Raw genomic sequence first — 23,524 nt, forward strand, 5'->3', positions numbered from 1 at the left:
TTTTACGCCCTTTTCTTACGGGCTGCGTCATCAGGCTGGCTGATTTCGCTGAGCAAACGAGTAGAAAGTAAAATACCGGTGTGGATCTGTTGCAGATCATCAACACGGGATTCCTGAGTCAAACGCGTGATAGTCTGAGGATTATCAAAACGGAACTGACATACTAGTTGATTCGTTTCCGCCAGCTTTACCATCTGAGGAAGGGTTAACCCACCCAGCATGGTTGCCATTTCTTCGCTAACACCCAAACGAAACATCGCGGACGCTTTGTCCTGACTAATTAAACGCTGCGCGAGCAGTAAATATGACAAGTTGATGTCATAGATATGTTTTAGCAACTCGGATGTATGCATTTTTCCCATCCCGAATAACTACTATTATTTTTATGCGGAAAGACCGCACCCCGTGATGTCGCCGGGAAATCACCCGGTATAAAAAAAGAAAAGGCCAAATGCATAGTTGAATTAAGGTTTGTATGCAGCAAAACGCGCGATATCCCAACACACAGCGGCGTTGGTTACACGTTTTATCATTTCTTACAAATAACTAAGATTTTTCCTAATTCGACGCAAACTCTACTCGTCAGCTCTGACACATACAATGCGACCTCACCCAAAATTTAAAAAAAATGTGATCCACGTCACATAATTTAAGCGAATGTTACCGAGAAATCCATCAGCACGACTTGTAAATTGATTATTTATTGACCTGTTGGCACTATTTTATATTCTTAATGGACGAATACTCATGCAGAAGTATGAAGAGGCTGGGTATGACAATTGCTTAGCGGCCTGATGATTAGCGAGTTTGCGTCAGGTGATATCTCTATGATAGAGACATGCATCTATAATCTATTAAAAACATACAGTTATAGATATATTGTATTTAACAAATTTCCCTACGTTATCATCCCACCTGTGTTGATAACCCGTTAAAACGATTTAGTAACCCAACACAATATTTGTTTTGTTTACGTTAAGTTGTTAATTTTTATCATTCAGCCACGTTATTTGATTATTCCTCCTATAAGAATAATTAATGAATAATTAATGAATAATTATGATAAGGTTCACACTAATGTCGTATTCACCTCTTGCAGAAGCGGCAAAATCGCGGTAATGCTGATTGAAACACTGTGTTTCAGATGCCAAAGGAGTGCGTGATGAGCTACACCCATCTTCTTGTTTCTGTTGCTGTTTCACCTGAAAGCCACCAACTTGTCGCCCGTGCGGTTTCCATCGCCAGGCCCACCAATGCCCGGATCACCCTGATAACCCTTGCGGCTGAGCCAGAGATGTACAATCAACTGGCCGCACCCATGCTCGAAGATATTCGTGACGTATTGCAGGAAGAGACGCAGCAATTTCTGCGGGAGCTGGTTGAGAAGGCGCAATATCCTGTTTATGACACCGTCATTGCGACGGGTGAATTAAACGAACATATTCTTAGCATGTGTCGAAAACAGAATATTGACCTGGTTATTTGCGGTAATCATAACCACAGTTTCTTTTCCAGAGCGGCATGTTCTGCAAAATCGATTGTTGCATCAAGCCAGGTTGATGTGCTGTTAGTGCCTCTCGGGGGTAAATAATACCCCCGGAAGGTGTTATGCCAGCTTAGGGAATGTCGCGACTTTTTTTTGGAAACGTTGCTCCGTATCCCGCGGCGTGATACTGCGCAGGTCGCGAATAAAATGCGACTGCCAGTGGTTGATGTCATTTTTATGGATGGTTTCCATCATCTCAGCATGACGTGAAATACGCTCAGTAAGCGGCATATTCAGCGCACGATCGAGCGCATTAGCCACATCATCGCGATCGTAGGGATTCACGATCAGCGCAGAGGTCAATTCGTTTGCTGCCCCGGCAAACTGTGACAACACCAAAACACCAGGATCGGCAGGATCCTGCGCGGCGACATACTCTTTTGCCACCAGATTCATGCCGTCTCGCAGCGGTGTGACCAGCCCGACATCGGCATAGCGGAAAACTTTCATCAGGATCTTCCGCTCAAAATGCTGGTTTAAATAAAAGAGTGGCGTCCAGCCTAATTGCCCGTAACGACCGTTAATGCGCCCCGCTTCCGTTTCTAACTGATGACGAATGTCCTGATAGGCCTGCACTTCGCCACGTGAGGTAGGCGCTATCTGGGTGTAGCGAATTTTACCGTGATGCTGAGGGAATTTTTCGAGCAGCGCTTCATAGGCAAGAAAACGCTCCGGCAAACCTTTGGAGTAATCCAATCGCTCAACCGAAAAGATATTCTTAACATGCTTGAGTTCATTCTTGAGCTGCGCCAGTTTTGGCGGCAACGGCCCCGCGGCCTGCCCGGCAATTTCATCAGGCTCGATGCCGATAGGGTACACATCGGTATGGAACGGTTTGCCCCACGCGGTATGCGACTTGCTGCCATTGGTTACCAGCCGGGTTTTGCCTGAGACGCTGTCGAGGAATGCCAGCCGGTCATTTTCGGTCTGAAACCCCAGCAGATCGTAGTCACATAACCCTTCCAGCAGCTCTTCATGTGGCGGCAGCGCGTTGAATATTTCAGGCGTAGGGAAAGGAATATGCAGGAAAAAGCCGATCCTGTTATTTACGCCGCGATTTCGCAGCTCTCTGGCAAAGGGGAGCAGATGGTAATCGTGCACCCATAAAATATCGTCGGGCTCAATTAATGGCAGCAGTTTATCCGCCAGCAGCGCATTAACGCGCATATAGCCCTCAAAGGATCCGCGCTGGAAGTTCACCAGATCCAGACGATAGTGAAACGCTGGCCATAACACGGCATTCGAGAACTCAGAGTAATACTCTTCGTAATCTTTCTCATTGAGGGCGAAGGATGCCCATGTGATGTTGCCCCGTGTCACTTTCTTCAGGGGCTTATCTTCATTGCTGATATCACCGCTCCAGCCAAACCACAGGCCTCCGGCGGCTTTTAAGGCACCTAACACCCCTACCGCCAGCCCCCCTGCGCCGGACTTCTTATCGTCCGGTGGCGCAATCCGGTTAGAGATGACGACTAAGCGACCCATACTGGCTCCTCCCGCTGTGTTGTGCGATTTGCTGATTAGCGACATCCGTTATCCACTGCCAGACGCTGCCGACATTACCCAGACGCCATACGGCGTTTGTTTCACCCGGCCCAACTTTTACCGACATGCCGTTGGCCCGGTTGACGACCGCAAACCCGGCTTCATCCGTGAGATCATCCCCCACAAATACCGGTGTCCGGCCTTTAAATGGCGGGGTTCCCATAAAGGCACTGATTGCCGCGCCTTTGTTGATCCCGGCAGGTTTTATCTCGACCACACATTTCCCTGGCTGAAGCGCCAGCTGAGGATGTGCATCCACCAGCGTCTTTGCCAGCGCAAGCACTGCGACTTCATGCTGCGGCGCCTGGCGATAGTGCAGCGCAAAGGCCATGCCTTTGGCTTCAAGCTCAGTGCCCGCAAGCCGGGCAAGCTCAGACGTAAGCTGCGTGTGCAGCAGCGCAATTAAATCATCCGGGAGAGAAACAATATGGGTTTGGTCATGGATGTCGCGGCGCTCCGCTCCGTGGACACCCGCCAGCGGAAAGCGATAAGGCCTGGCGAGCATATCCAGCTCGGCCATTGAGCGCCCTGATATCAATGCCAGTGCTCCCTCATTCATCTGCGAGAGCTGATCCAACATCTGAAGAACCGCAGTGGGTATGACCACCTGGTCGGGATGCGGTTTTATCTCGGCGAGTGTGCCGTCGAGGTCAAAAAAGAATGCAAAGTGTCCGGGCAGTACAGGCGGTGCAGTTAACAGGTCAGCCACCCTCTTCCTCCTTACAGGGTTGTGTGAGGTAAAACCGTTACCCCATCATTAGCCATGTAAGTATAGACAGTGTGACGTTGCTCGCCATTCAGGAACCCACCGGCCAGGGAAACTGGCCGGTGGGTTAGAGGGTCAACTACAGTTATAAGTTGGGTCGTAAAAAGGTGGGAAATGGCTTAAACGGTACGCTTCGCTTTTTGCTTGTAACGGTCGAAGATTACCGCTGCCAGCAGGATCAGGCCGCGTACCACATACTGCGAGAACGGAGAGATGTTCAGCAGGTTCATGGCGTTTTCTACCGTCCCCAGAATCAGAATACCGGCCACCACATATGAGATTTTTCCGATGCCGCCTTTCAGGGATACTCCGCCCAGAACACAGGCTGAAATCACAATCAGCTCATAACCGATAGAGGTCATTGGCTGGCCGCTGGTCATACGCGATGCCAGGATAATCCCCGCCGCTGCCGACACCAGCCCTGACAATACAAAGATGATGATCTTGGTGCGCACCACCGGTACACCCGCCAGACGCGCGGCCTCTTCGTTACCGCCAATAGCCAGCGTATTGCGGCCAAAGGTGGTGCGGTTAAGCAGGAAGCCGAACAGGATAAGACAGGCCACCGTCAGCCAGATTGGCGCAGGCAGACCTAACCAGTTGGCATAACCCAGGGTAAAGAAGCGCTCGTCTTCAATCCCGACCGCTTTACCGTCAGAGATGATATAGGCCAGACCACGCACAATTTGCATCGTCGCAAGGGTGGTGATTAGCGCGTTGATCTTAAGGCGCGCAATCACGAAACCGTTCACCAGACCGCTTAACACCCCAAGCAGCAGACCGGCAAACACGCCAATCCACAGGCTTTCGGTCATATTGATGACCACCGCCGTTGTGACGCCAGCACAGGCAATCACAGAGGCAACAGACAAATCAAAATCGCCGGACGCCAGGCAGAACAGCATCCCACAGGCCACCATGCCAGACATGGAAATCGCCAGCCCCAGCCCCTTCATATTAATGAAGGTGGCAAAGTTCGGAACAAACAGGGAACAGGCGATGAACAGGGCAGCAAAAACCACCAGCATCCCATACTGATCCCAGATGCGGCCAAAACTGAATGCCGACTTCGGTGATCCAGATGTAGTAACAGAGGACATCATTAACTCCTTACTCAGGCGACAGCCTGGCTAACTTTAGGCATGGCGAGACTTAACGCCTGTTGTTCATTCGCCTGTTCATGAAGCAATTCACCGGCAATTTCACCTTCACGCATCACCACAATGCGGTCGGCAACCCCCAGCACCTCAGGCAGATCGCTTGAGGCGAACAGCACTGCCACACCGCGTTTTGCCAGTTCATAAATCACGTTATAGATTTCGTGTTTTGCCCCCACGTCGATCCCGCGGGTGGGTTCATCCAGCAAAATGACCTTCATATCTTCCGACAGCCAGCGGCCTAAGATCGCCTTTTGCTGGTTACCGCCGGAGAGGTTCATGATTAACTGCTCCGCCCCCGGCGTTTTGATATTTAACGACCGGATGTGATGATCGGCGTTGCTCGACTCCCAGCCATCGTTAATCAGGCAGCCAGCGCGGATAAACTTACGTCTTGCTGAAATGTTGATGTTGTCGCGCACCGAGTGCACGGGAATGATCCCTTCTGCTTTGCGGTCTTCCGGACAGAGCATCATCCCTGCCCTGATGGCGTGAGCGGGTTTGCGGATATCGACCTGCTCGCCATCGATAGTGACTTGCCCTTCGGTGATACGCGTCCCGCCAAACAGCCCTTTCATTAACTCGCTGCGCCCCGCCCCGACAAGGCCAAACAGCCCAACGATTTCACCGCTGCGTACCGATAATGAAATCGGGGTACGCACGCCAGGCGCTTTGACGTTATCCAGACGCAGGCGTTCAGGGCCATACTCTCTGGATTTCCAGTGATAAATGTCCCCCAGCTCGCGCCCGACCATCGCCTGCACCAGCTGATCGTGATTGACCTGCTGCATGTCGCTAAAGGTGCGCACATAACGCCCGTCTTTGAACACAGTAATGGCATCGCTAAGGGCGAAAATTTCTTCCATGCGGTGCGAAACGTACAAAATAATGCGGCCTTCTTTACGCAGCTCGCGTATCACGCGGAACAAGTTTTCAATTTCGCGGGCAGAGAGCGAACTGGTAGGTTCATCAAAGGCAATAATCTTGGCATTACGCGCCAGCGCCTTCGCTATTTCCACCATCTGCCACTGGCCAATAGAGAGATACTTCAGGGGCGTTTGTGGATCGACATCCAGCCCAAGGTGTTTTAATTGCAGCCCCGCTTCATAATTGAGTAGCGAACGATTTACCACGCCGCTTTTGTGCGGAAGCTGGCCTAAATAGATGTTTTCAGCCACCGTCATTTCAGGGATCAGGTGCAGCTCCTGATAAATGATAGCCACACCCGCATTCAGTGCGGCTGTGGTGTCGGCAAATGCCACCTCTTCGCCACGAATGGCAAGCGTACCGGTGGTTGGGGTGTAGTTGCCGCTGAGGATTTTCAACAGCGTGGATTTCCCCGCGCCATTCTCCCCCATCAGGGCGTGAACCTGGCCGGCATAGCAATCGAAGCTGATATCGGTCAGCGCGTTTACACCGGGGAATGTTTTACCTATGCCGCGAAAAGAGAGATACGGTAAGGACTGTTGCATAACGACTCCGTGATTCCTGTAGTGTGTACGTCTGGCCCCTCATGGCGACATGAGGGGCACAATCACAGCGAATGACTTATGACTTACCGCCCAGTCCTTTTTTCGCCAGCTCCTCTTTGAAGTTATCGCGTGTGATCAGCACCACATCGGTCACTTCGGTGAATTTCGGCGGTTCCGCCCCTTTGGTCACCCAGTTGTAGAGCATCTCACTGGATTTATAGCCGTGTACGTCCGGGCTTGGCAGCAGAGAGCCATAGAAGCCGGTAGCCTGGGCTTTAGAGAGTTCACTTACGGCGTCAACACCGTTGATACCAATACCGATAACATCTGGTGCTTTGAAGCCCTGGCCTTCTGTTGCACGCACACCACCGAGCACGGTGTTGTCGTTCATACCGACCACCAGCCAGTGTTTCACTTCAGGATGCTGTACCAGCATGGAGTTAGCCGCATCAAACGCACCCGGGATGTCGTTGGATTTGGTCGGCACTTTGTAGATCTGTTTTTCAGGGAAACCGGCCGCTTTCAGGGCATCCATTGAACCGGTGGTACGGCGACGGGCAGTGTCCAGTTCATCCGCGGTAATGGCCATCACGCCTGTTTCTTTCACGTCCCAGCCGCGTTTTTGCATCTCTTTATAGAGTTCCTGCCCCTGGCGTTCACCGATTTTGGTGGCTGCCATCATCACCAGCGGCACGGTGTCCATTGGTTTGCCTTTGGCATTGACGAACTGGTCATCAACGGCGATGACTTTCATGCCATAACCACGCGCTTTTGCGGCAATCGCGGAACCGAGTTTTGGATCAGGCGTACAGATGACGAATCCTTTCGCGCCGCTGGCTGCCAGGCTATCAATGGCATTCAGGGTCTTTTCACCGTCCGGCACCGCAATTTTAATGACGTCAAAACCTAAATCTTTCCCGGCTTTATCAGCGAATTTCCATTCTGTCTGGAACCAGGGTTCTTCAGGTTGTTTTACCAAAAAACCGAGTTTTAAATTTTCTGCGATAGCGGATTGTGACATAACAGCAGCCAGTCCAACGGCCGCCAGAGCTTTAGTAAATTTGTGCATGGTAAACTCCAGCTTTAGCATTCTTTTCTGTAGGGAATATTTGCGTGCTTCTTATTTAATCGGACTTAAAACAAGGCATTAGCGCTTACCTCGTCATAAGCGTTAGTGCTGGTGATAGTTTTAGCGGGAAATTAATCATCCATAAGAGAGCGCCATCACACCGCAGAATTACAGTAATTGCGTACATAAATTCAGCGGAAAATGACATAAAAACGGCAGATATTGTCGGACAAATGAAAGGCAGCTAAGCAGAATTATCCATAAGGTCAGCTAAGAAATCCCTGTAAGCCGGACGCCATAACGCCCGGCCAGAAAATTACCAGGCGTAATAGATGTGATCGGCGTGATCGCGCACCGGAATTTCATCACCCAGCAGACGCGCAGAAAGGGTCAGCGCAAAATCAAAGGCGTGTCCAAGCCCTTTACCACTGATAAGATTTTGGTCCTCCACCACTGGCGCATCGACATAGACGCCGTCACTGACCTGCTGCCATAAATCACCAGAGCAAACGTAACGACGTCCCTTCAGCAGGCCATTCGCGCCGAGCACCCGGGCGGCGGCAGAGCAGATCGGGCAGATAAATTTGCCGCTTTCATCATGCGCCGCGACAAAGCGCAGGACATCCCGGTTGGCCGCCAGATTTACGCTCCCCTGCGGCCCACCAGGCAACACGATGGCGTCATACAGCGTATCAATGCGTTCCAGCAACGTGCTGTCTGCCACCATGGGGATATTGTGGTAGCTCACCACAGCACGAGACTCCGCACAGGCAAGCGTTTCCACTTCAATATTCATACGACGCAGAATATCAATCGTAATAATTGCTTCCGCTTCTTCAAACCCTGGTGCCAGCAGCACCGCAACCTTAACCATTTTCACCTCGCCATTGAATAAAAACATAAAACGATGTTTCATTTTTTCATAATGCGCGAGAGCAAACTTCCGTTCAGATCACAGAAACGGGCACAAGGAAGAAAAATGATCTGGCGCAATTTTTCGATAACATCATATATTTCCGGAAAGATATATTGTTTCTCCATTGATTATCGCGTTGCACATCACATCCATCCGCCTGTTATTTTCTCATTGTGATAATCTATATAATAAATAATTAAAACGTTTAATTTCAATAAGTTAATAAACAAATGAATGTGTACTCCTGTTTAGGTATTTAAACTATATTAAAATTTGTAATGTAACGTAAAACAAACGGTCTTAAGAGTTTTCTTAATCACCTGACAAGGGTATGCTTATTTGTATCGAACACAGGATGTGAATATTCGAGAACATTCAGTAAATGCAGAATATCTCTATTCTGCTCTCCGTTATCGTGCGCTGATTACGTTGTGCGGTAAGCATCTACAACCTGCCGAGCCAGGTTAAGCAGCGGGCATTCGTGTCCACAGTAAATAAGGATATTAGTATGGCTACCCAAGCGATGATTCAGAAACTTAATGCCCAGATGAATCTTGAGTTTTACGCCTCTAATCTGCATTTGTATTTGAGCGACTGGTGCTCTGAGAACAGTCTCAACGGTACCGCCACCTTCTTTCGCTCGCAGGCGCAAAGTAATGTCACCCATATGATGCGTGTCTTTGATTTTATGAAACATGTTGGGGCTAACCCTATCGTTAAAGCCATTGACATGATGGAAGACGATTACTCCTGCCTGGAAGAGCTTTTCCAGAAAACGCTGGAAGAGTATGAACAGCGTTGCACCACGCTAAACCGCCTGGCAGATGAAGCCAAAGCACAGAAAGACAGCACTACGCTGCATTTCTTGCAGGATATGGGCAAAGAGCAGCAGCAAGATGGTGTGTTGCTGAAAACCCTCGCGGCTGAGATCCATAATGCGAAACGTGCCGGATTATGCCCGGAACAGACTGACCGCCATTTACTCGATATTGTGAATTATCAGCACCACTGATCCGGCAGCCTGCATCTTCTTCCCGGTGCAGGCGCCCTTCTTTCTTATCAACTCCCTGCTTTTTCTGACATTTAACAAATCAGATCTCGCTCCCAATGAATATCCCCACATCATGTAATGATTTGCGTAATTTCATTATCATTGACGAGGGAGCTTCATGATTACCATCGAGTTTATTGTCATTATCCTCTGCCTGCTGGCGGGAACGCGGTTCGGCGGCATGGGTCTTGGCCTGATAAGCGGCATCGGTCTGTTCATTTTGTGTTTTGTCTTTGGCCTGCAACCGGGTAAACCTCCGGTTGACGTAATGCTGACGATCCTCGCCGTTATTGGCTGTGCGGCCACGTTGCAGACCGCGGGCGGCCTGAATGTGATGATGCAATTCGCCGAGCGGCTGTTGCGTAAACACCCGCAGCACATCACGCTCCTGGCTCCTTTTACCACCTGGATGCTGACGTTTTTATGCGGGACCGGACATGTGGTTTACACCATGTTTCCCATCATTGCCGATATCGCGCTGAAAAAAGGCATTCGTCCTGAACGCCCTATGGCGGTGGCCTCTGTGGCCTCACAAATGGCAATCACCGCGTCCCCGGTGTCCGTGGCGGTGGTTTCTCTGGTGTCTATTCTGGGTGCGCAGCATGGAATTGGGCACGCCTGGGGGATCCTCGAAATCCTGGCAGTATCAGTTCCCGCCTCTCTCTTTGGCGTAGCTATCGCGGCGCTGTGGAGCCTGCGGCGCGGCAAAGACCTGGCCGATGACGCGGAGTTTCAGGAGAGGATCAACGATCCTAAACAGCGCGAGTTTATTTATGGCGGCACGGAAACGCTGATGAACCAGCGCTTTCCGAAACAGGCGTACTGGTCCACGTGGATCTTCTTTGCCGGGATTGCCGTAGTCGTGCTGCTGGGGGCGTTACCAGAGTTGCGGCCAGCCTTCGATGTGAAAGGGAAAATGACCGCCCTTTCCATGAACCTGGTCATCCAGATGATGATGCTGATTGCCGGGGCCGTGATGCTGGTCGCCTGTAAGGTCAATGCTGCCACCATCTCAAACGGTGCCGTATTCAAAGCCGGGATGGTCGCGATTTTCTCGGTATTTGGCGTGGCATGGATGAGCGATACTTTCTTCCAGGCGCACCTGGAAGAGCTAAAAATGGCGCTTGAAGGCGTAGTGAAAAGTCACCCCTGGACGTATGCCATCGTGCTGTTTCTGGTTTCTAAACTGGTCAACAGCCAGGCCGCCGCGCTTACGGCAGTGGCACCGATGGGGTTAATGCTGGGTATCGATCCAAAAATGCTGATCGCTTTCTTCCCGGCCTCTTACGGCTATTTTGTCCTGCCCACCTATCCAAGCGATCTGGCCTGTATCGGATTTGACCGTTCAGGAACCACGCGTATTGGCCGGTTTATCCTTAACCACAGCTTCATACTACCGGGGCTGATTGGTGTGAGTTGTGCGTGTGCGGCGAGTTATTTACTGGTGCAGACGTTCTTTTAAAAGCCTCTCCGGGCGACAGTTCTGTCGCCCTTCGACGTTTTTCAGAAAAGTGTTTCTAATTTCAAAACATCGGTTTATTTTAGTGAGACTCACCCTGCGGTGTGAATCGTAACTCGATTAGTGCAATGGCTTTCTGGATAGCACGGAGCGTAACCGGGTCTGCCGCAGCAGGATGGCTGGTGAAATCGATGGTTTTCAGTTGGCTGGACATTTTTTCGCGCACTTCAACCGGCGCAATCACGTCCAGCACATCAAGGATTTGTTTGATAACCAACTGACATGCAACGACGTCAGACACCAGTTCCTGATCGGCGCTCAGGTTTTGAGACATAGGCTTTCTCCTTATTTAAAGGCAGCCATAGTAGCAAAACGAGGGCCCTTTCATCTCCCTCTCGTCGTTTACAGGCATAAAAAAACCTGCCGAAGCAGGTTTTTCCATCAGAACATAGCACCCGGTGGTACGTCTTTAAATGTGTTGCAGTAGTTAGCCCACATGCTTTTCAGGATTTTGCGCAGTTTCATTGTGATGCTCCGGTAATTTGTTATGCAGGTGTTATCGTCAATGCGCTTATAATATGACCACCATCACAAAAATCAATATTTTTGTGACCCATGTCACGATTATAAATCCACCAGTGCTACCAGTTTGTTAAGAAAAATCGCGGTAAATCCGTAAGTTACGAGCCTATAAATTCCAGTAAATTTTTATAATTTTTTTTGATACGGCAGGAAGAAAATGAGTGAAAACATAACCGGCAAAGAGAGTCGGGGCTTGTCGCCTGCGGCGCTGTTGGTTGCCGGTGCTTTCTTTATGGAGTTTCTTGATGGTACGGTTATCGCCACGGCGTTGCCGGACATGGCAAAAAGTTTTGGTGTGCAGGCGGTTGATCTTAACATTGGCATCAGTGCGTATCTGATTACGCTCGCCGTGCTGATCCCCGCCAGCGGCTGGATTGCCGACCGCTTCGGCGCACGCAAGGTATTCGCCCTTGCACTGGCCATCTTCACTCTGGCATCAGTATTTTGTGGCCTGTCGACGACGGTTGATCAGTTCGTTGCCATGCGTGTACTTCAGGGGATGGGCGGCGCACTAATGGTACCTGTCGGCCGCCTGGCTGTATTACGTACCACACCAAAACACCAGCTTATTACCGCTATCGCCACGCTGACCTGGCCCGCACTGGTCGCCCCAATTATCGGCCCGCCGCTCGGCGGTTTTATTACCAGCTATGCCGACTGGCGCTGGATCTTTTTCATTAATGTCCCGCTGGGCATCGCGGCCATTATTCTGGCGCTGAAGATCATTCCCGACCTTCATGAAGATGCCCGTCGGCCCTTTGATTTACCGGGTTTTGTCGCCACAACGGTGGCCATGGTGAGCCTGGTGTACGCGATGGAATCCATGGGCGGGCAACATATGCAGGAAGGGCTGACGCTGCTGCTGTTAGCCATCGGCTCCGCCGCTCTGATCTTCGCCCTGCGCCATTTCCAGCGCGTGCAGTGGCCGATGATCCGCCTCGATGCGATGCAGGTGCCGACCTTTCGGGTCACGATGTACGGGGGTTCGCTGTTTCGCGCATCAATAAGTGCCGTCCCTTTCCTGTTGCCGCTGATGTTCCAGGTCGGGTTTGGCATGGATGCGTTTCATTCCGGCCTGCTGGTGCTGGCGGTATTTGTGGGGAACCTGACGATTAAACCGGCAACCACGCCACTCATCCGCCGTTTAGGGTTTAAGCGCCTGCTACTGATCAATGGCGCATTAAATGTGCTGGCGCTGCTGGCCTGTGCGTTTCTGACCCCATACACACCCGTCTGGCTGATTATGCTGATCCTCTATCTGGGTGGGGTGTTCCGTTCGATTCAGTTTACCGCCGTAAGCACGCTGGCTTTTGCCGATGTTCCGTCAGCTCAGATGAGCTATGCCAACACACTGTTTTCCACCGCTACGCAGCTTGCCGTTGGGCTGGGCATTACGCTTGGTGCAATTGGTATCCGTATTGGAGAAAAGGTCAGTGATGCCATCGGGATGGCGGCGCTCCCCGGCATCAGCTTCCGGCTGGCGTTTGTGGTTATCGCGCTTATTTGCCTGGTAGGAATGTTTGATACTTTACGCCTGACCAAAGATGCAGGCAGTGCAGTGTCGGTGAAGAAATAAAAAAGCCCGATATTGCTTATCGGGCCTGTGATGCACACTGTTTGTCGGCCGGGTCATCCGGCCGACACGGGATTAGCCAACAATCCCACGAACAAAGGCTTCAATCTCTTTGTCCTGGCAGTTTTCGAAGAAGCACTGCTGGAAACGCTGGCCGGTTACGGCGGTTTTCACCAGCTCAGGATCGATAGCACGCAGGGTATCCAGATAGTTTTCTTTCACCACAGCCGCTTTCACCTGATTCAGGATCCCGGCGTTACGCACCTGTGGCTCTTTACGCTCTGGCGGATAACCTTCTCCTTTACGGCCAGTAAAAGCTTTTTCGAAGATGAAGCGCACGTTCAGTTCGGCACCCCAGCCAAAGCCTTTGGCAAATGGCAGTGACAGCGCGTTACCGTTGTTGATCTGTGAAAACAGGAATGCGTCAGCCGGGTCAATGCAATACCCGCAGATAACACCAGGGTGAATGTTCAGGGACATCAACGCGCCCTGCCCTGTGCCGCAGCCGGTCACAACGAAATCCACGGCTTTGGAATTCAGCAGAATGCTCGCCATAATCCCCAGATGGATGTAGGTCAGATGATGATCGTTTTCATCACTCATCCCGACGTTATACACCGGGAAGCCTTTCTCATCGGCAACAGCGTTCAACTCGTTAAGGATGATGGCATTTTTACCTGCCTGGCTGTTTTCCATCATCAGTGCAATTTTCATCTTTACTCTCCTGAATGCGTTGCGGGGAAGCCCGCCGTGGATACCTGAAAACATCACCTTACTATCAAATAAACGCGCTTTCAAATTAAGTGAAAACTTGTTTTAAAAAACAGAATAACGCTCACAGATTTGTGATGATTCAGCGCGAAACGCGCGTCTGTGGCACGCCGTTGCAAAGAGAAGGGGCAGTTTGTCTGGCTATTCCTGGCATTGCGCCAGGCATCTGCGGTTAGGATAACGTATCTCCATCTATTCAGAGCGATATATGAAAAGAGTATTCGTTGCCGCTACGCTCCTGTTACTTGCGGGCTGTTCCGTCACCCGCAAGGCAGAAGTGAGTAACCTGGATGCACCAAACGGGATAGTCCGTCTCGACTACGGCCAGGCAATGCTCCAGAACGCCCATTATGATGACTACGTCACCAACGGCACCGCGGCAAAAGCCTGTCAAGGCATGGGTTATGCAACTGCCTCGGCCTACGGCCAGCCGATTAAAACCTGTACCCTGATCAGTGGTTCACTGTGCCTGAACGAAACCGTCACCATCCAGTACAAGTGCATGGGTTATGCCGTTAATCCAAATAGCGCAAATCCCTGGTATTAACCCTTACTGCCAGCGCTGACTGGCAGTATATTCAATTAAGAACAAAAACAATTCTCATTAATATATATAAATGAGCGCCAATGCGTTTTATTCCCATTCGTATTTTTAATAAAAAGTTATTTATTTTACTTTTTGCAAATAATTAAATAACAAATTATAGTGTCGCTCATCGTGAACCAGAAATAATAAACCGGAGCTGCACCATGCTGAAAACTGAAATGATCGACAAGCTCAATGCTCAAATGAACCTTGAACTGTACTCATCCCTGCTCTATCAACAGATGAGCGCCTGGTGCAGCTATCACAGCTTTGAAGGTGCGGCTGCGTTTCTGCGCCGTCATGCTCAGGAAGAGATGACGCACATGCAGCGTCTGTTTGATTATCTGACAGATACGGGCAGCCTGCCGCGCATTGCCACCGTAGAGTCACCGTTTGCGGAGTACGCTTCTCTGGATGAACTGTTCCGTGCTACCTACGAACACGAGCAGCTGATCACCCAGAAAATTAACGAACTGGCGCACTCAGCAATGACCAACCAGGATTATCCAACCTTTAATTTCCTGCAATGGTATGTTGCCGAGCAACACGAAGAAGAGAAGCTGTTTAAATCCGTGCTGGATAAATTATCTCTGGCGGGTAAATCCGGTGAAGGTCTTTACTTTATCGATAAAGAGCTTTCCACTCTCGATACCCAGAATTAATGAACTTGCGGAGCTGAATATTCAGCTCCGCACTGTTTTAATGACGGCAAATTTTACTTTCGTGCGTTGAAAACCCTTCAGCAGCCGGAATAAACTTGCCGCGCGCCGCCAGAAATGCCACCAACTCACCCGCCGTCATCTCTTCTGCCGAACAGGTATGAAAACGTTCTGCTGCGCCAAAACGCGCCTGAATAGCCGCTACCAGGCTTTGCTCTGTGTACTGCTCGCCAGACTCAATCATCATATTGAGCACTTCATGTCCGTGGATCGACATTCTTATCCCCTCTGAAAAGAAGTCAGCAGACTATACGCTCAAGGGGAAATGCGCCTTGCGCTGGCGCAGGTTTACATGCACCCCGCGCAGCTGGTACATCGCCAGTCATGTGGATTAACGGCCTGGTAAAAGTAACGATAATTCGCCGTTTCCAGCGGGACACCGGCATCGAAGAAGAGATCGGTCAGCCACTCAACGTTTTCGATGATCCAGTCGTCTTCCGTCAGTCCCTGAGCAAAGGTTTCATCTTCCGGGTCAATAATGGAATAGATTGCCCAGGTGCCCATGTCTTTGTCCTGCCGGGACTCAGGGAGCTTCAGCGCTTTATCCTGCCAGCTGATGATCCAGTGTCCGTGGCAGAGTAAATTACCTCCGCGACTCCAGGCTGCCGTGAATGGATTTGTCCCCGCCATTGCCCCTCACTTTTTTTGATAATTTATCTTTACTGTTTAAGGTACGCCTGATTTTCGCGCGATAACATTGCCCTTATGAAGTAGGCAAAACCCCAAAAAGGATCAGTGAGTTGCACAGGATTGAGCCCACCGGCCAAAGCGTAAATTAATCATTACACCACTTGTAACGGTGATTTGACGAGATAGCACTTTTCCCTTACTCTGCGCCGCAGATTTTGTCGCGATGTAAGTTCGTTGTAGAGGAAAGCGTGAAAAACAGAACCCTGGGAAGTATTTTTATCGTCGCTGGCACCACAATTGGCGCAGGAATGCTGGCCATGCCGCTGGCGGCGGCAGGTGTCGGATTCAGCGTTACGCTGATATTGCTGGTCTGCCTGTGGGCATTGATGTGCTACACCGCGTTATTACTGCTTGAAGTGTATCAGCACGTTCCTGCTGATACCGGCCTGGGGTCACTTGCGGCACGCTACCTGGGGCGCTACGGCCAGTGGATAACCGGGTTTAGCATGATGTTCCTGATGTATGCCCTGACCGCGGCCTACATCAGCGGTGCCGGGGAGCTTATCGCCTCCAGCGTCAACGACTGGTTCGGCACAGGCATCACGCCGGCTACCGGGGCTATTTGCTTTGCGCTTATCGGCGGCGGCGTTGTTTGTGTGGGCACATCGCTGGTCGATCTGTTCAACCGTTTTCTGTTCAGCGCCAAAATTCTGTTTCTGATCGTAATGCTGGTTTTACTGGCACCGCATGTTCACAAGGTTAACCTGCTGACGCTGCCGTTGGAAAAAGGGCTGGCGCTTTCCGCTATTCCGGTGATTTTCACCTCGTTTGGCTTCCACGGTAGCGTGCCAAGTATCGTCAGCTATATGAATGGTGATATCCGCAAGCTGCGCCGCGTCTTTATGATTGGTAGCGCCATTCCGCTGATTGCCTATATTTTCTGGCAGCTGGTGACGCTGGGCAGTATTGATTCTTCAACCTTTGTGGGCCTGATGGCCGAGCATTCGGGTCTGAATGGTTTCCTGGTAGCATTGCGCGACGTGGTGACCTCTTCCCACGTTGAGCTGGCAGTGCATCTGTTTGCTGACCTGGCGCTGGCGACATCGTTCCTCGGCGTGGCGCTGGGCCTGTTTGACTACCTGGCCGATCTGTTCCAACGTCGTAACACCGCTGGCGGGCGTTTGCAGACAGGGGCGATCACCTTCCTGCCACCGCTGGCGTTTGCGCTGTTTTATCCGCGTGGTTTTGTGATGGCACTGGGTTATGCCGGCGTGGCGTTATCCGTCCTTGCCCTGCTGCTGCCTTCCCTGCTGGCATGGAAAAGCCGTCAGCAGCATCCTGAACAAGGCTACCGGGTTGCAGGCGGTAAACCGCTGCTGTGTATTGTGTTTGCCTGCGGCGTGGTGATTATTCTGGTGCAGTTTTTGATTGCAGCGGGGTTGCTGCCGGAAGTGGGTTAATAAAAAAGGGGCTACTCGTAGCCCCTTTTTTTTATCAGTGCAGACAGCAGCTCTTAAACTTCTTACCGCTACCGCACGGACACGGATCGTTACGCCCAACTTTCGCGCCATTCACGACCGGTTTTTGTGCGACAGGTTGCTGCGGATTCTCGACCCAGTAGTTGTACAGGCGCAACGCCGCAGGCTGGATGCCTTCAATACTGGCGGTGTATTCTTCTTCGGTCAGTTCATCCAGCTTATCGCTGTTCTCTTCTGTACCGTGCAGGGCAATCAGATCCAGATCCGCCTTCAACTCTTCCGGCAAAGATGACCAGTCGGTCAGCGCCACACCACGCATATAGCCGTAGCACCACTCTTCAACCACCGTGTAGCTCTGCCCATCCACATCGTTGTAACCAAACATCGGTTCAAACTGATCCGGGTATTCGCTCAGGCGCTCGGCAATATCGTTCATATGCTTGAAGCAAAGGTCGATAAAGCGATTCATTTCGCGATCGTTTTTCCAGCGCGGAATATATTTTTCTCCACCCCAGACCGCCACCAGCCATGTATCGGGTTCAACCACAACAGGGCCAGAAAGGACTGCGGTGAGCATACCGTCCAGTTCAGACACGTCGATAACTGACGCATCTTCATGCCCATAAGAGATTAATGTCTCTTCCAGCCACGCCATTTCGCCTTCATTTAATGGGCCTTCCGTCATCGCTGACACTCCTGATAAAAAAAGGAAAAGATCCTGACACATATCGCACGCCATGCCTATCTCAAGTTTAGGTCTTTATTGGTGCAAAAAAGTACAAATCGTGACCCTTGCACAACTTATGGGCATTCTTGTTAACGAGATGTGATCTCCGCTGTAATTTCATTGCGTCCCGCAAGGCGGCGTAAAACGGCACTCTATACTCAAACATGTCGCAACCCGGTCAATGGGTTAACAATTCTGGCAACTATTTTGCTTATTGTTTTGCGCGCGAATTTTGCGCAAGGAACCCTCGCCGTAATAAGCAGGATGTTGTCGGGTTTAGTGCATTTTGTTCTCGTTTTTGTTTTTGGATTGGCAACGCCGTCGGGCGTTCGGGCTTTAACCTCGTGCAAAAACCTCTTCGCTAAGGAACATAATAATGTCGCTGAAATTTATCAGAAGTCCTCTTTCTCTTGTGCTGGCAGGTTGTCTGGTGACCGCATTCTCCGCCCAGGCGGATATTGTTATTGGTGTCGCCGGGCCGTTCACAGGCCCTAATGCCACGTATGGCGATCAGTACTGGCATGGTGCCACACAGGCAGCAGAAGACATTAACGCCGCAGGTGGGATCAACGGTGAGAAAATTAAACTGGTTCAGGGCGATGATGCCTGCGAGCCTAAACAGGCCGTTGCGGTTGCTAACCGTTTAGTCGATCAGGATAAAGTCAAAGCTGTTATTGGCCATTTCTGCTCTTCCTCAACCATGCCCGCCTCAGAGGTGTATAGCGATGCGGGAATTATCGCCATCACCCCGGGCTCGACTAACCCGCTGATCACTGAACGCGGTATGAGCGATATGTTCCGCATGTGCGGACGCGATGATCAGCAGGGCCAGGTTGCCAGCGATTTCATCATCGACAAACTGAAAGCCAAACGGGTCGTCATCATTCACGATAAAGACACCTACGGTCAGGGGCTGGCGGATGCCACCAAAGCCGCGCTGGCGAAACGCGGCGTCCAGGACGTGATGTACGAAGGCTTATCGCGTGGTGAGAAAGACTTTAACGCCCTGGTCACCAAAATTGGCGCGCAGAAGCCAGACGTGGTGTTCTTCGGCGGCTGTCACCCGGAAGCCGGCCCGCTGGTGCGCCAGATGCGTGAGCAAGGGGTACAGGCCAAATTCTTCTCTGGCGACTGTATCGTCAATGAAGAGATGGTGACCGCCGCAGGTGGGCCGCAATACACCAACGGTATTTATATGACCTTCGGCAAAGATCCTCGCCTGATCCCGGATGGCAAAGCCGTTATCGAGAAATTCCGTGCTGGCAAGTTTGAACCGGAAGGTTACACCCTTTACTCGTATGCCTCTGTACAGGCCATTGCTGCGGCATTTAAAGCGACTGGGGGTACGGATTCAGCCAAAGCCAGCGAATGGCTGAAAGCCAACCCGGTTGAAACCGTGATGGGCAAAAAAGCCTGGGACAGCAAAGGCGACCTGAAAGTGTCTGACTACGTTGTCTATCAGTGGGACGACAAAGGGAAATATAAGGAAGTACAGTAACAGGACGGAGTCACGCTCAACGCCGGCAGGTCTTCTGCCGGCGCGAAATAAACATCAGGCTGCGCGGCTCGCGCGGCCGTTATAAAGAGCGCGCTAAGATGAGTACATTCTTCCTGCAACAATTGATCAATGGCTTAACGCTCGGTTCTGTCTATGGATTGATCGCCATTGGTTACACCATGGTTTATGGCATTATCGGCATGATTAACTTCGCTCATGGCGAGGTGTATATGATCTCTGCCTATCTCTGCGCCATCGGCCTGGCGCTGCTGTCGTTCTTCGGTTTGCAGTCATTCCCCCTGCTCATTCTCGGCACACTGGTCTTTACCATTGTGGTGACGGGCGTGTATGGCTGGACGATAGAGCGTATTGCGTATAAACCCCTACGCAACTCCACCCGTTTAGCACCGCTGATTTCCGCCATCGGGATGTCACTTATCCTGCAAAACTACGCGCAAATCAGCCAGGGGCCGCGCCAGCAAGGGGTTCCAACCATGCTTGATGGCGTTCTCCGTTTCCATCTGGGTGAAGGCTTTGTCCAGATAACCTATACCAAAGTCTTTATCCTGGTCGCCTCGTTCCTGGGGATGCTGCTGCTGACCTGGATAATTGGCAATACCCGCTTAGGGCGCATGTGCCGCGCGGTACAGCAGGATCGCAAAATGGCCTCAATCCTCGGGATCAACACCGACAGGATCATCTCCCTGGTATTTGTGATTGGCGCGGCGATGGCCGGTCTTGCCGGGGTGTTGATCACCATGAACTACGGCACGTTTGATTTTTACGCCGGGTTCGTGATCGGTATTAAGGCTTTTACCGCTGCGGTACTGGGGGGAATCGGCTCATTACCGGGCGCCATGCTCGGCGGGTTGATTCTCGGCGTGGCCGAAGCGCAGTTCTCCGGGATGGTGAACTCGGATTATAAAGACGTGTTCTCGTTTGGGTTACTGGTGGTTATCCTGATTTTCCGCCCACAGGGACTGCTTGGCCGCCCTGTTGTGGCCAAAGTGTGAGGGAGAATGGCATGACATCACACGCTGTTTCGTCTGACGGTTTCTCACTGAAGCGTTGCATCCTGGACGCGATTTTCTCAGGCATGGTTGCCCTCATCATTTTCGGCCCGATTGTAGGCGTTGTTCTGGATGGCTACAGCTTTAACTTTGCCGGATCCCGGCTGGCGTGGATTGTCGCCATCGTCATGATCGGGCGGTTTATGCTCAGCGCCTTTTTAGGTACTCATACCGGGATGCGTTTCTTGTCCCGTTTTGAAGCAGATAACGCGGGCGTTTATGTTCGCCCGGCTGATTATAAAAGCCGGATGCGCTGGATTATCCCGCTGGTCATCGCACTTGCCGTGTGTTTCCCCTTTGTCGCCACTAAGTACGTGTTAACGGTCGCCATTCTGGGACTGATTTACGTGTTACTCGGTCTTGGGCTGAACATTGTGGTGGGCCTGGCGGGGTTGCTGGATTTGGGGTATGTCGCCTTTTATGCCATTGGCGCTTACGGCCTGGCGCTGGGGTATCAGTATCTGGGATTGGGTTTCTGGTCCATGCTGCCGCTTGCCGCGCTGATGGCAGCCGCCGCAGGCGCCTTGCTGGGCTTCCCGGTGTTGCGAATGCACGGGGATTACCTGGCGATTGTGACGCTGGGCTTCGGCGAGATCATTCGCCTGATCCTCAACAACTGGCTGTCGTTCACCGGCGGCCCAAATGGAATCTCCGCCCCGCCGCCGACCTTCTTTGGTCTGGAATTTGGGCGGCGCGCCAAAGAGGGAGGTATCCCCTTCCATGAATTTTTCCACCTGACCTATAACCCGAACCTGAAGTTTATTTTTATCTACGCCGTCCTCTTCCTGGTGGTGCTGCTGGTGCTGTACATCAAGCATCGTCTGACGCGGATGCCGATCGGCCGGGCATGGGAAGCGTTGCGCGAAGACGAAATTGCCTGCCGTTCAATGGGGCTAAATCATGTGCTGGTGAAGCTCTCGGCCTTTACTCTGGGTGCATCCACCGCCGGGATTGCCGGGGTGTTCTTCGCAACGTATCAGGGCTTTGTCAATCCCACATCGTTTACCTTTTTTGAGTCGGCACTGATCCTCGCCATTGTGGTGCTGGGCGGTATGGGCTCGACCGTGGGCGTGGTGCTTGCTGCCTTTGTGCTTACCGTTACGCCGGAACTGTTGCGCAGCTTTGCGGAGTATCGCGTTCTGCTGTTTGGCATGTTGATGGTGGTCATGATGATCTGGCGACCGCGCGGCCTGATCCGTATTAACCGCAGCGGTTTTGCCGTGCGTAAGGGAGTCGCGCCATGAACGGAACGATCTTAAGCGTTGAACATCTGATGATGCATTTTGGCGGTATTAAGGCGTTGAACGATGTCAATCTGGAGGTACAACGCGGTTCGATAACCGCCCTGATTGGGCCGAACGGTGCGGGGAAAACCACAGTCTTTAACTGCCTGACCGGGTTCTATAAGGCATCCGGCGGCAACATTATGTTCAACACCCGCAGTAAAACCACCAATGTGATTCAGGTGCTGGGGCAAAAATTCCAGCCAGGCGACTGGATTAACCCGGCGCAGCTAGGGCAGCGTCTTTTTTACAAGATGTTCGGTGGGACGCATCTGGTGAACCGCGCCGGGCTTGCCCGCACCTTTCAGAATATTCGACTATTTCGGGAGATGTCGGTGGTGGAGAACCTGCTGGTGGCGCAGCATATGCAGGTAAACCGTAATCTGATAGCCGGGGTGCTGAATACCCCCGCCTATCGCCGGGCGGAAAGTGCAGCTCTGGACCGGGCCTTTTACTGGCTGGAGGTGGTGGATCTGGTGGATTGCGCCAACCGGCTGGCGGGCGAGATGTCTTACGGGCAGCAGCGCCGCCTGGAAATTGCACGTGCCATGTGTACCGGGCCAGAGATGATTTGCCTGGACGAACCTGCCGCCGGGCTAAACCCGGTAGAAACCCGCACGCTCAGTAAAATCATCCGCTTCCTGCGCGATCATCACCAGATAACGGTGTTGCTGATTGAACATGATATGGGGATGGTGATGGAGATTTCGGACGACATTATTGTGCTCGACCACGGTGATGTCATTGCTCAGGGAAAACCCGAGCAGATCCAGCACGATGAAAAAGTGATTGCCGCTTATCTGGGCACCGATGAGAGCGAGGTCAATATATGAGCGAGGCAATGCTGGAGTTTCGTGAAGTGGATGTGTTCTACGGCGTGATCCAGGCGTTAAAACAGGTCTCCTTGCAGGTTAACCAAGGGGAAACCGTGGCGCTGATTGGCGCGAACGGCGCGGGGAAATCCACGTTGCTGATGTCCATATTCGGGCAGCCGCGCATTCGCAAGGGGCAAATCCTGTTTTGCGGGGATGATATTAGCCACCAGTCAACGCACTTTGTTGCTTCCGGCGGCATTGCGCAGGCACCGGAAGGTCGGCGTATTTTCCCGGATATGACGGTGGAAGAAAATTTGTTGATGGGGACGATCCCCATTGGCAATCAGTATGCCGCGCAGGATATGCAAAGCATGTTCGATCTGTTCCCGCGCCTGAAGGAGCGCCGCAAACAGCGCGCGATGACCATGTCCGGCGGGGAGCAACAAATGCTGGCCATCGCCAGGGCGCTGATGAGCCGACCAAAACTGTTATTGCTGGATGAACCGAGCCTCGGTCTGGCACCTATTGTGGTGAAACAGATCTTCCAGACCCTGCGCGAGCTGGCCCGCAATGGGATGACCATTTTCCTGGTGGAGCAAAATGCGCATCACGCCCTGAAGCTTTCTGACCGCGGGTACGTGATGGTCAACGGGCAAATCAGGCTGAGCGGAACGGGTGAAGAATTATTGGGTAATCAGGAGGTCAGGAAAGCGTATCTGGGCGGTAAGTCGTAATGAAAAGTTCCAGATCAACAAGGTGATTAATTAAAATACAATATAAAGAAATGACACGCTCTTACCATTCATGCAAA

Annotated in this window: 25 protein-coding genes; 12 read left to right on the plus strand and 13 right to left on the minus strand. The window is 51.7% G+C overall.

What is annotated here, in order from left to right; genetic code table 11:
- Window positions 1–2: 2 nt before the first annotated feature.
- A complete protein-coding gene (gene flhD, locus M987_RS19000; RefSeq protein WP_014070722.1) occupies window positions 3–353 on the minus strand; it encodes a flagellar transcriptional regulator FlhD in 351 nt (116 codons plus the stop codon).
- Window positions 354–1,162: 809 nt separating this feature from the next.
- Here flhD and uspC point away from each other — a divergent pair.
- Window positions 1,163–1,591, plus strand: a complete 429-nt coding sequence (uspC, locus tag M987_RS19005) for a universal stress protein UspC (RefSeq protein ID WP_014070723.1) — start codon at window positions 1,163–1,165, stop codon at window positions 1,589–1,591.
- Between the two features lie 15 nt (window positions 1,592–1,606).
- Here uspC and otsA read toward each other — a convergent pair whose 3' ends face one another.
- The 6 genes from otsA to M987_RS19035 form a co-directional block, all read right to left on the minus strand.
- Entirely contained in the window at window positions 1,607–3,031 is a 1,425-nt protein-coding gene (otsA, locus tag M987_RS19010; protein WP_014070724.1) for an alpha,alpha-trehalose-phosphate synthase, read from the minus strand.
- Window positions 3,006–3,800: a trehalose-phosphatase gene (gene otsB / locus M987_RS19015; RefSeq protein ID WP_014070725.1), complete on the minus strand. Its 795-nt coding sequence runs from the start codon at window positions 3,798–3,800 to the stop codon at window positions 3,006–3,008. The genes otsA and otsB overlap by 26 nt, the downstream gene beginning before the upstream one ends.
- A gap of 176 nt (window positions 3,801–3,976) precedes the next feature.
- The gene (gene araH, locus M987_RS19020; protein WP_014070726.1) at window positions 3,977–4,957 is read right to left on the minus strand and encodes an arabinose ABC transporter permease AraH; all 981 of its coding nucleotides are present in this window, start codon (window positions 4,955–4,957) and stop codon (window positions 3,977–3,979) included.
- Window positions 4,958–4,971: 14 nt separating this feature from the next.
- The gene (gene araG, locus M987_RS19025) at window positions 4,972–6,486 is read right to left on the minus strand and encodes an L-arabinose ABC transporter ATP-binding protein AraG (protein ID WP_014070727.1); all 1,515 of its coding nucleotides are present in this window, start codon (window positions 6,484–6,486) and stop codon (window positions 4,972–4,974) included.
- 76 nt (window positions 6,487–6,562) lie between these two features.
- Window positions 6,563–7,555, minus strand: coding sequence for an arabinose ABC transporter substrate-binding protein AraF (araF, locus tag M987_RS19030; protein ID WP_014070728.1), 993 nt, complete (start codon window positions 7,553–7,555; stop codon window positions 6,563–6,565).
- Between the two features lie 316 nt (window positions 7,556–7,871).
- Window positions 7,872–8,429, minus strand: coding sequence for a DJ-1 family glyoxalase III (locus tag M987_RS19035; protein WP_014070729.1), 558 nt, complete (start codon window positions 8,427–8,429; stop codon window positions 7,872–7,874).
- A 550-nt stretch (window positions 8,430–8,979) separates the two neighbouring features.
- Here M987_RS19035 and M987_RS19040 point away from each other — a divergent pair.
- A complete protein-coding gene (locus M987_RS19040; RefSeq protein WP_014070730.1) occupies window positions 8,980–9,483 on the plus strand; it encodes a non-heme ferritin-like protein in 504 nt (167 codons plus the stop codon).
- Between the two features lie 157 nt (window positions 9,484–9,640).
- Window positions 9,641–10,984 carry an anaerobic C4-dicarboxylate transporter gene (locus M987_RS19045; RefSeq protein WP_014070731.1) on the plus strand — a complete coding sequence of 448 codons (1,344 nt, stop codon included), beginning with the start codon at window positions 9,641–9,643 and terminating at the stop codon, window positions 10,982–10,984.
- A gap of 79 nt (window positions 10,985–11,063) precedes the next feature.
- Here M987_RS19045 and M987_RS19050 read toward each other — a convergent pair whose 3' ends face one another.
- Window positions 11,064–11,315, minus strand: a complete 252-nt coding sequence (locus M987_RS19050) for a DUF2766 family protein (protein ID WP_014070732.1) — start codon at window positions 11,313–11,315, stop codon at window positions 11,064–11,066.
- A gap of 107 nt (window positions 11,316–11,422) precedes the next feature.
- Window positions 11,423–11,506, minus strand: coding sequence for a stress response protein AzuC (azuC, locus tag M987_RS24745; protein WP_014832437.1), 84 nt, complete (start codon window positions 11,504–11,506; stop codon window positions 11,423–11,425).
- A gap of 214 nt (window positions 11,507–11,720) precedes the next feature.
- Between azuC and M987_RS19055 the strand changes: the two genes are divergently transcribed.
- The gene (locus M987_RS19055) at window positions 11,721–13,139 is read left to right on the plus strand and encodes an MFS transporter (RefSeq protein ID WP_014070733.1); all 1,419 of its coding nucleotides are present in this window, start codon (window positions 11,721–11,723) and stop codon (window positions 13,137–13,139) included.
- 72 nt (window positions 13,140–13,211) lie between these two features.
- Here M987_RS19055 and M987_RS19060 read toward each other — a convergent pair whose 3' ends face one another.
- Window positions 13,212–13,850: an RpiB/LacA/LacB family sugar-phosphate isomerase gene (locus M987_RS19060; RefSeq protein WP_014070734.1), complete on the minus strand. Its 639-nt coding sequence runs from the start codon at window positions 13,848–13,850 to the stop codon at window positions 13,212–13,214.
- 265 nt (window positions 13,851–14,115) lie between these two features.
- Between M987_RS19060 and yecR the strand changes: the two genes are divergently transcribed.
- Entirely contained in the window at window positions 14,116–14,454 is a 339-nt protein-coding gene (yecR, locus tag M987_RS19065; protein WP_014070735.1) for a YecR family lipoprotein, read from the plus strand.
- Between the two features lie 203 nt (window positions 14,455–14,657).
- Window positions 14,658–15,155 (plus strand): non-heme ferritin, encoded by a 498-nt coding sequence (gene ftnA, locus M987_RS19070; protein ID WP_014070736.1) that lies wholly within the window; start codon window positions 14,658–14,660, stop codon window positions 15,153–15,155.
- 37 nt (window positions 15,156–15,192) lie between these two features.
- On the opposite strand, the gene M987_RS19075 is transcribed toward ftnA, so the two are convergent.
- Together M987_RS19075 and M987_RS19080 are read right to left on the minus strand one after the other, a co-directional pair.
- The gene (locus tag M987_RS19075) at window positions 15,193–15,429 is read right to left on the minus strand and encodes a YecH family metal-binding protein (RefSeq protein ID WP_014070737.1); all 237 of its coding nucleotides are present in this window, start codon (window positions 15,427–15,429) and stop codon (window positions 15,193–15,195) included.
- A gap of 71 nt (window positions 15,430–15,500) precedes the next feature.
- Window positions 15,501–15,842 carry a hypothetical protein gene (locus tag M987_RS19080; protein ID WP_014070738.1) on the minus strand — a complete coding sequence of 114 codons (342 nt, stop codon included), beginning with the start codon at window positions 15,840–15,842 and terminating at the stop codon, window positions 15,501–15,503.
- A gap of 248 nt (window positions 15,843–16,090) precedes the next feature.
- On the opposite strand from M987_RS19080, the gene tyrP reads away from it, so the two are divergent.
- Window positions 16,091–17,302 carry a tyrosine transporter TyrP gene (tyrP, locus tag M987_RS19085; protein WP_014070739.1) on the plus strand — a complete coding sequence of 404 codons (1,212 nt, stop codon included), beginning with the start codon at window positions 16,091–16,093 and terminating at the stop codon, window positions 17,300–17,302.
- A 34-nt stretch (window positions 17,303–17,336) separates the two neighbouring features.
- On the opposite strand, the gene M987_RS19090 is transcribed toward tyrP, so the two are convergent.
- On the minus strand, window positions 17,337–18,005 hold the full coding sequence (locus M987_RS19090; RefSeq protein WP_014070740.1) for a YecA/YgfB family protein: 669 nt from the start codon (window positions 18,003–18,005) through the stop codon (window positions 17,337–17,339).
- Between the two features lie 418 nt (window positions 18,006–18,423).
- Between M987_RS19090 and M987_RS19095 the strand changes: the two genes are divergently transcribed.
- From M987_RS19095 to M987_RS19115, 5 genes are all read left to right on the plus strand, one after another.
- A complete protein-coding gene (locus M987_RS19095; protein WP_014070741.1) occupies window positions 18,424–19,545 on the plus strand; it encodes a branched-chain amino acid ABC transporter substrate-binding protein in 1,122 nt (373 codons plus the stop codon).
- A 98-nt stretch (window positions 19,546–19,643) separates the two neighbouring features.
- Window positions 19,644–20,558, plus strand: a complete 915-nt coding sequence (locus M987_RS19100) for an ABC transporter permease subunit (protein WP_014070742.1) — start codon at window positions 19,644–19,646, stop codon at window positions 20,556–20,558.
- Window positions 20,559–20,569: 11 nt separating this feature from the next.
- Complete coding sequence (gene livM / locus M987_RS19105; RefSeq protein WP_014070743.1) at window positions 20,570–21,859, plus strand: high-affinity branched-chain amino acid ABC transporter permease LivM; 1,290 nt, start codon at window positions 20,570–20,572, stop codon at window positions 21,857–21,859.
- Complete coding sequence (locus M987_RS19110; RefSeq protein WP_014070744.1) at window positions 21,856–22,731, plus strand: ATP-binding cassette domain-containing protein; 876 nt, start codon at window positions 21,856–21,858, stop codon at window positions 22,729–22,731. Before livM ends, M987_RS19110 begins: the two co-directional genes overlap by 4 nt.
- Entirely contained in the window at window positions 22,728–23,447 is a 720-nt protein-coding gene (locus tag M987_RS19115) for an ABC transporter ATP-binding protein (protein ID WP_014070745.1), read from the plus strand. Before M987_RS19110 ends, M987_RS19115 begins: the two co-directional genes overlap by 4 nt.
- Window positions 23,448–23,524 lie beyond the last annotated feature (77 nt).

The organism is Enterobacter soli ATCC BAA-2102 (assembly GCF_001654845.1).
Lineage (GTDB): Bacteria > Pseudomonadota > Gammaproteobacteria > Enterobacterales > Enterobacteriaceae > Enterobacter > Enterobacter soli.

Excerpts from the sequence above, each read along its gene's own strand:
- flhD (WP_014070722.1), bottom strand. The coding sequence starts at position 353 with ATGCATACATCCGAGTTGCTAAAACATATCTATGACATCAACTTGTCA.
- uspC (WP_014070723.1), top strand. The coding sequence starts at position 1,163 with ATGAGCTACACCCATCTTCTTGTTTCTGTTGCTGTTTCACCTGAAAGC.
- otsA (WP_014070724.1), bottom strand. The coding sequence starts at position 3,031 with ATGGGTCGCTTAGTCGTCATCTCTAACCGGATTGCGCCACCGGACGAT.
- araH (WP_014070726.1), bottom strand. The coding sequence starts at position 4,957 with ATGTCCTCTGTTACTACATCTGGATCACCGAAGTCGGCATTCAGTTTT.
- araG (WP_014070727.1), bottom strand. The coding sequence starts at position 6,486 with ATGCAACAGTCCTTACCGTATCTCTCTTTTCGCGGCATAGGTAAAACA.
- araF (WP_014070728.1), bottom strand. The coding sequence starts at position 7,555 with ATGCACAAATTTACTAAAGCTCTGGCGGCCGTTGGACTGGCTGCTGTT.
- M987_RS19035 (WP_014070729.1), bottom strand. The coding sequence starts at position 8,429 with ATGGTTAAGGTTGCGGTGCTGCTGGCACCAGGGTTTGAAGAAGCGGAA.
- M987_RS19040 (WP_014070730.1), top strand. The coding sequence starts at position 8,980 with ATGGCTACCCAAGCGATGATTCAGAAACTTAATGCCCAGATGAATCTT.
- M987_RS19045 (WP_014070731.1), top strand. The coding sequence starts at position 9,641 with ATGATTACCATCGAGTTTATTGTCATTATCCTCTGCCTGCTGGCGGGA.
- M987_RS19050 (WP_014070732.1), bottom strand. The coding sequence starts at position 11,315 with ATGTCTCAAAACCTGAGCGCCGATCAGGAACTGGTGTCTGACGTCGTT.
- azuC (WP_014832437.1), bottom strand. The coding sequence starts at position 11,506 with ATGAAACTGCGCAAAATCCTGAAAAGCATGTGGGCTAACTACTGCAAC.
- M987_RS19055 (WP_014070733.1), top strand. The coding sequence starts at position 11,721 with ATGAGTGAAAACATAACCGGCAAAGAGAGTCGGGGCTTGTCGCCTGCG.
- M987_RS19060 (WP_014070734.1), bottom strand. The coding sequence starts at position 13,850 with ATGAAAATTGCACTGATGATGGAAAACAGCCAGGCAGGTAAAAATGCC.
- yecR (WP_014070735.1), top strand. The coding sequence starts at position 14,116 with ATGAAAAGAGTATTCGTTGCCGCTACGCTCCTGTTACTTGCGGGCTGT.
- ftnA (WP_014070736.1), top strand. The coding sequence starts at position 14,658 with ATGCTGAAAACTGAAATGATCGACAAGCTCAATGCTCAAATGAACCTT.
- M987_RS19075 (WP_014070737.1), bottom strand. The coding sequence starts at position 15,429 with ATGTCGATCCACGGACATGAAGTGCTCAATATGATGATTGAGTCTGGC.
- M987_RS19080 (WP_014070738.1), bottom strand. The coding sequence starts at position 15,842 with ATGGCGGGGACAAATCCATTCACGGCAGCCTGGAGTCGCGGAGGTAAT.
- M987_RS19090 (WP_014070740.1), bottom strand. The coding sequence starts at position 18,005 with ATGACGGAAGGCCCATTAAATGAAGGCGAAATGGCGTGGCTGGAAGAG.
- M987_RS19095 (WP_014070741.1), top strand. The coding sequence starts at position 18,424 with ATGTCGCTGAAATTTATCAGAAGTCCTCTTTCTCTTGTGCTGGCAGGT.
- M987_RS19100 (WP_014070742.1), top strand. The coding sequence starts at position 19,644 with ATGAGTACATTCTTCCTGCAACAATTGATCAATGGCTTAACGCTCGGT.
- livM (WP_014070743.1), top strand. The coding sequence starts at position 20,570 with ATGACATCACACGCTGTTTCGTCTGACGGTTTCTCACTGAAGCGTTGC.
- M987_RS19110 (WP_014070744.1), top strand. The coding sequence starts at position 21,856 with ATGAACGGAACGATCTTAAGCGTTGAACATCTGATGATGCATTTTGGC.
- M987_RS19115 (WP_014070745.1), top strand. The coding sequence starts at position 22,728 with ATGAGCGAGGCAATGCTGGAGTTTCGTGAAGTGGATGTGTTCTACGGC.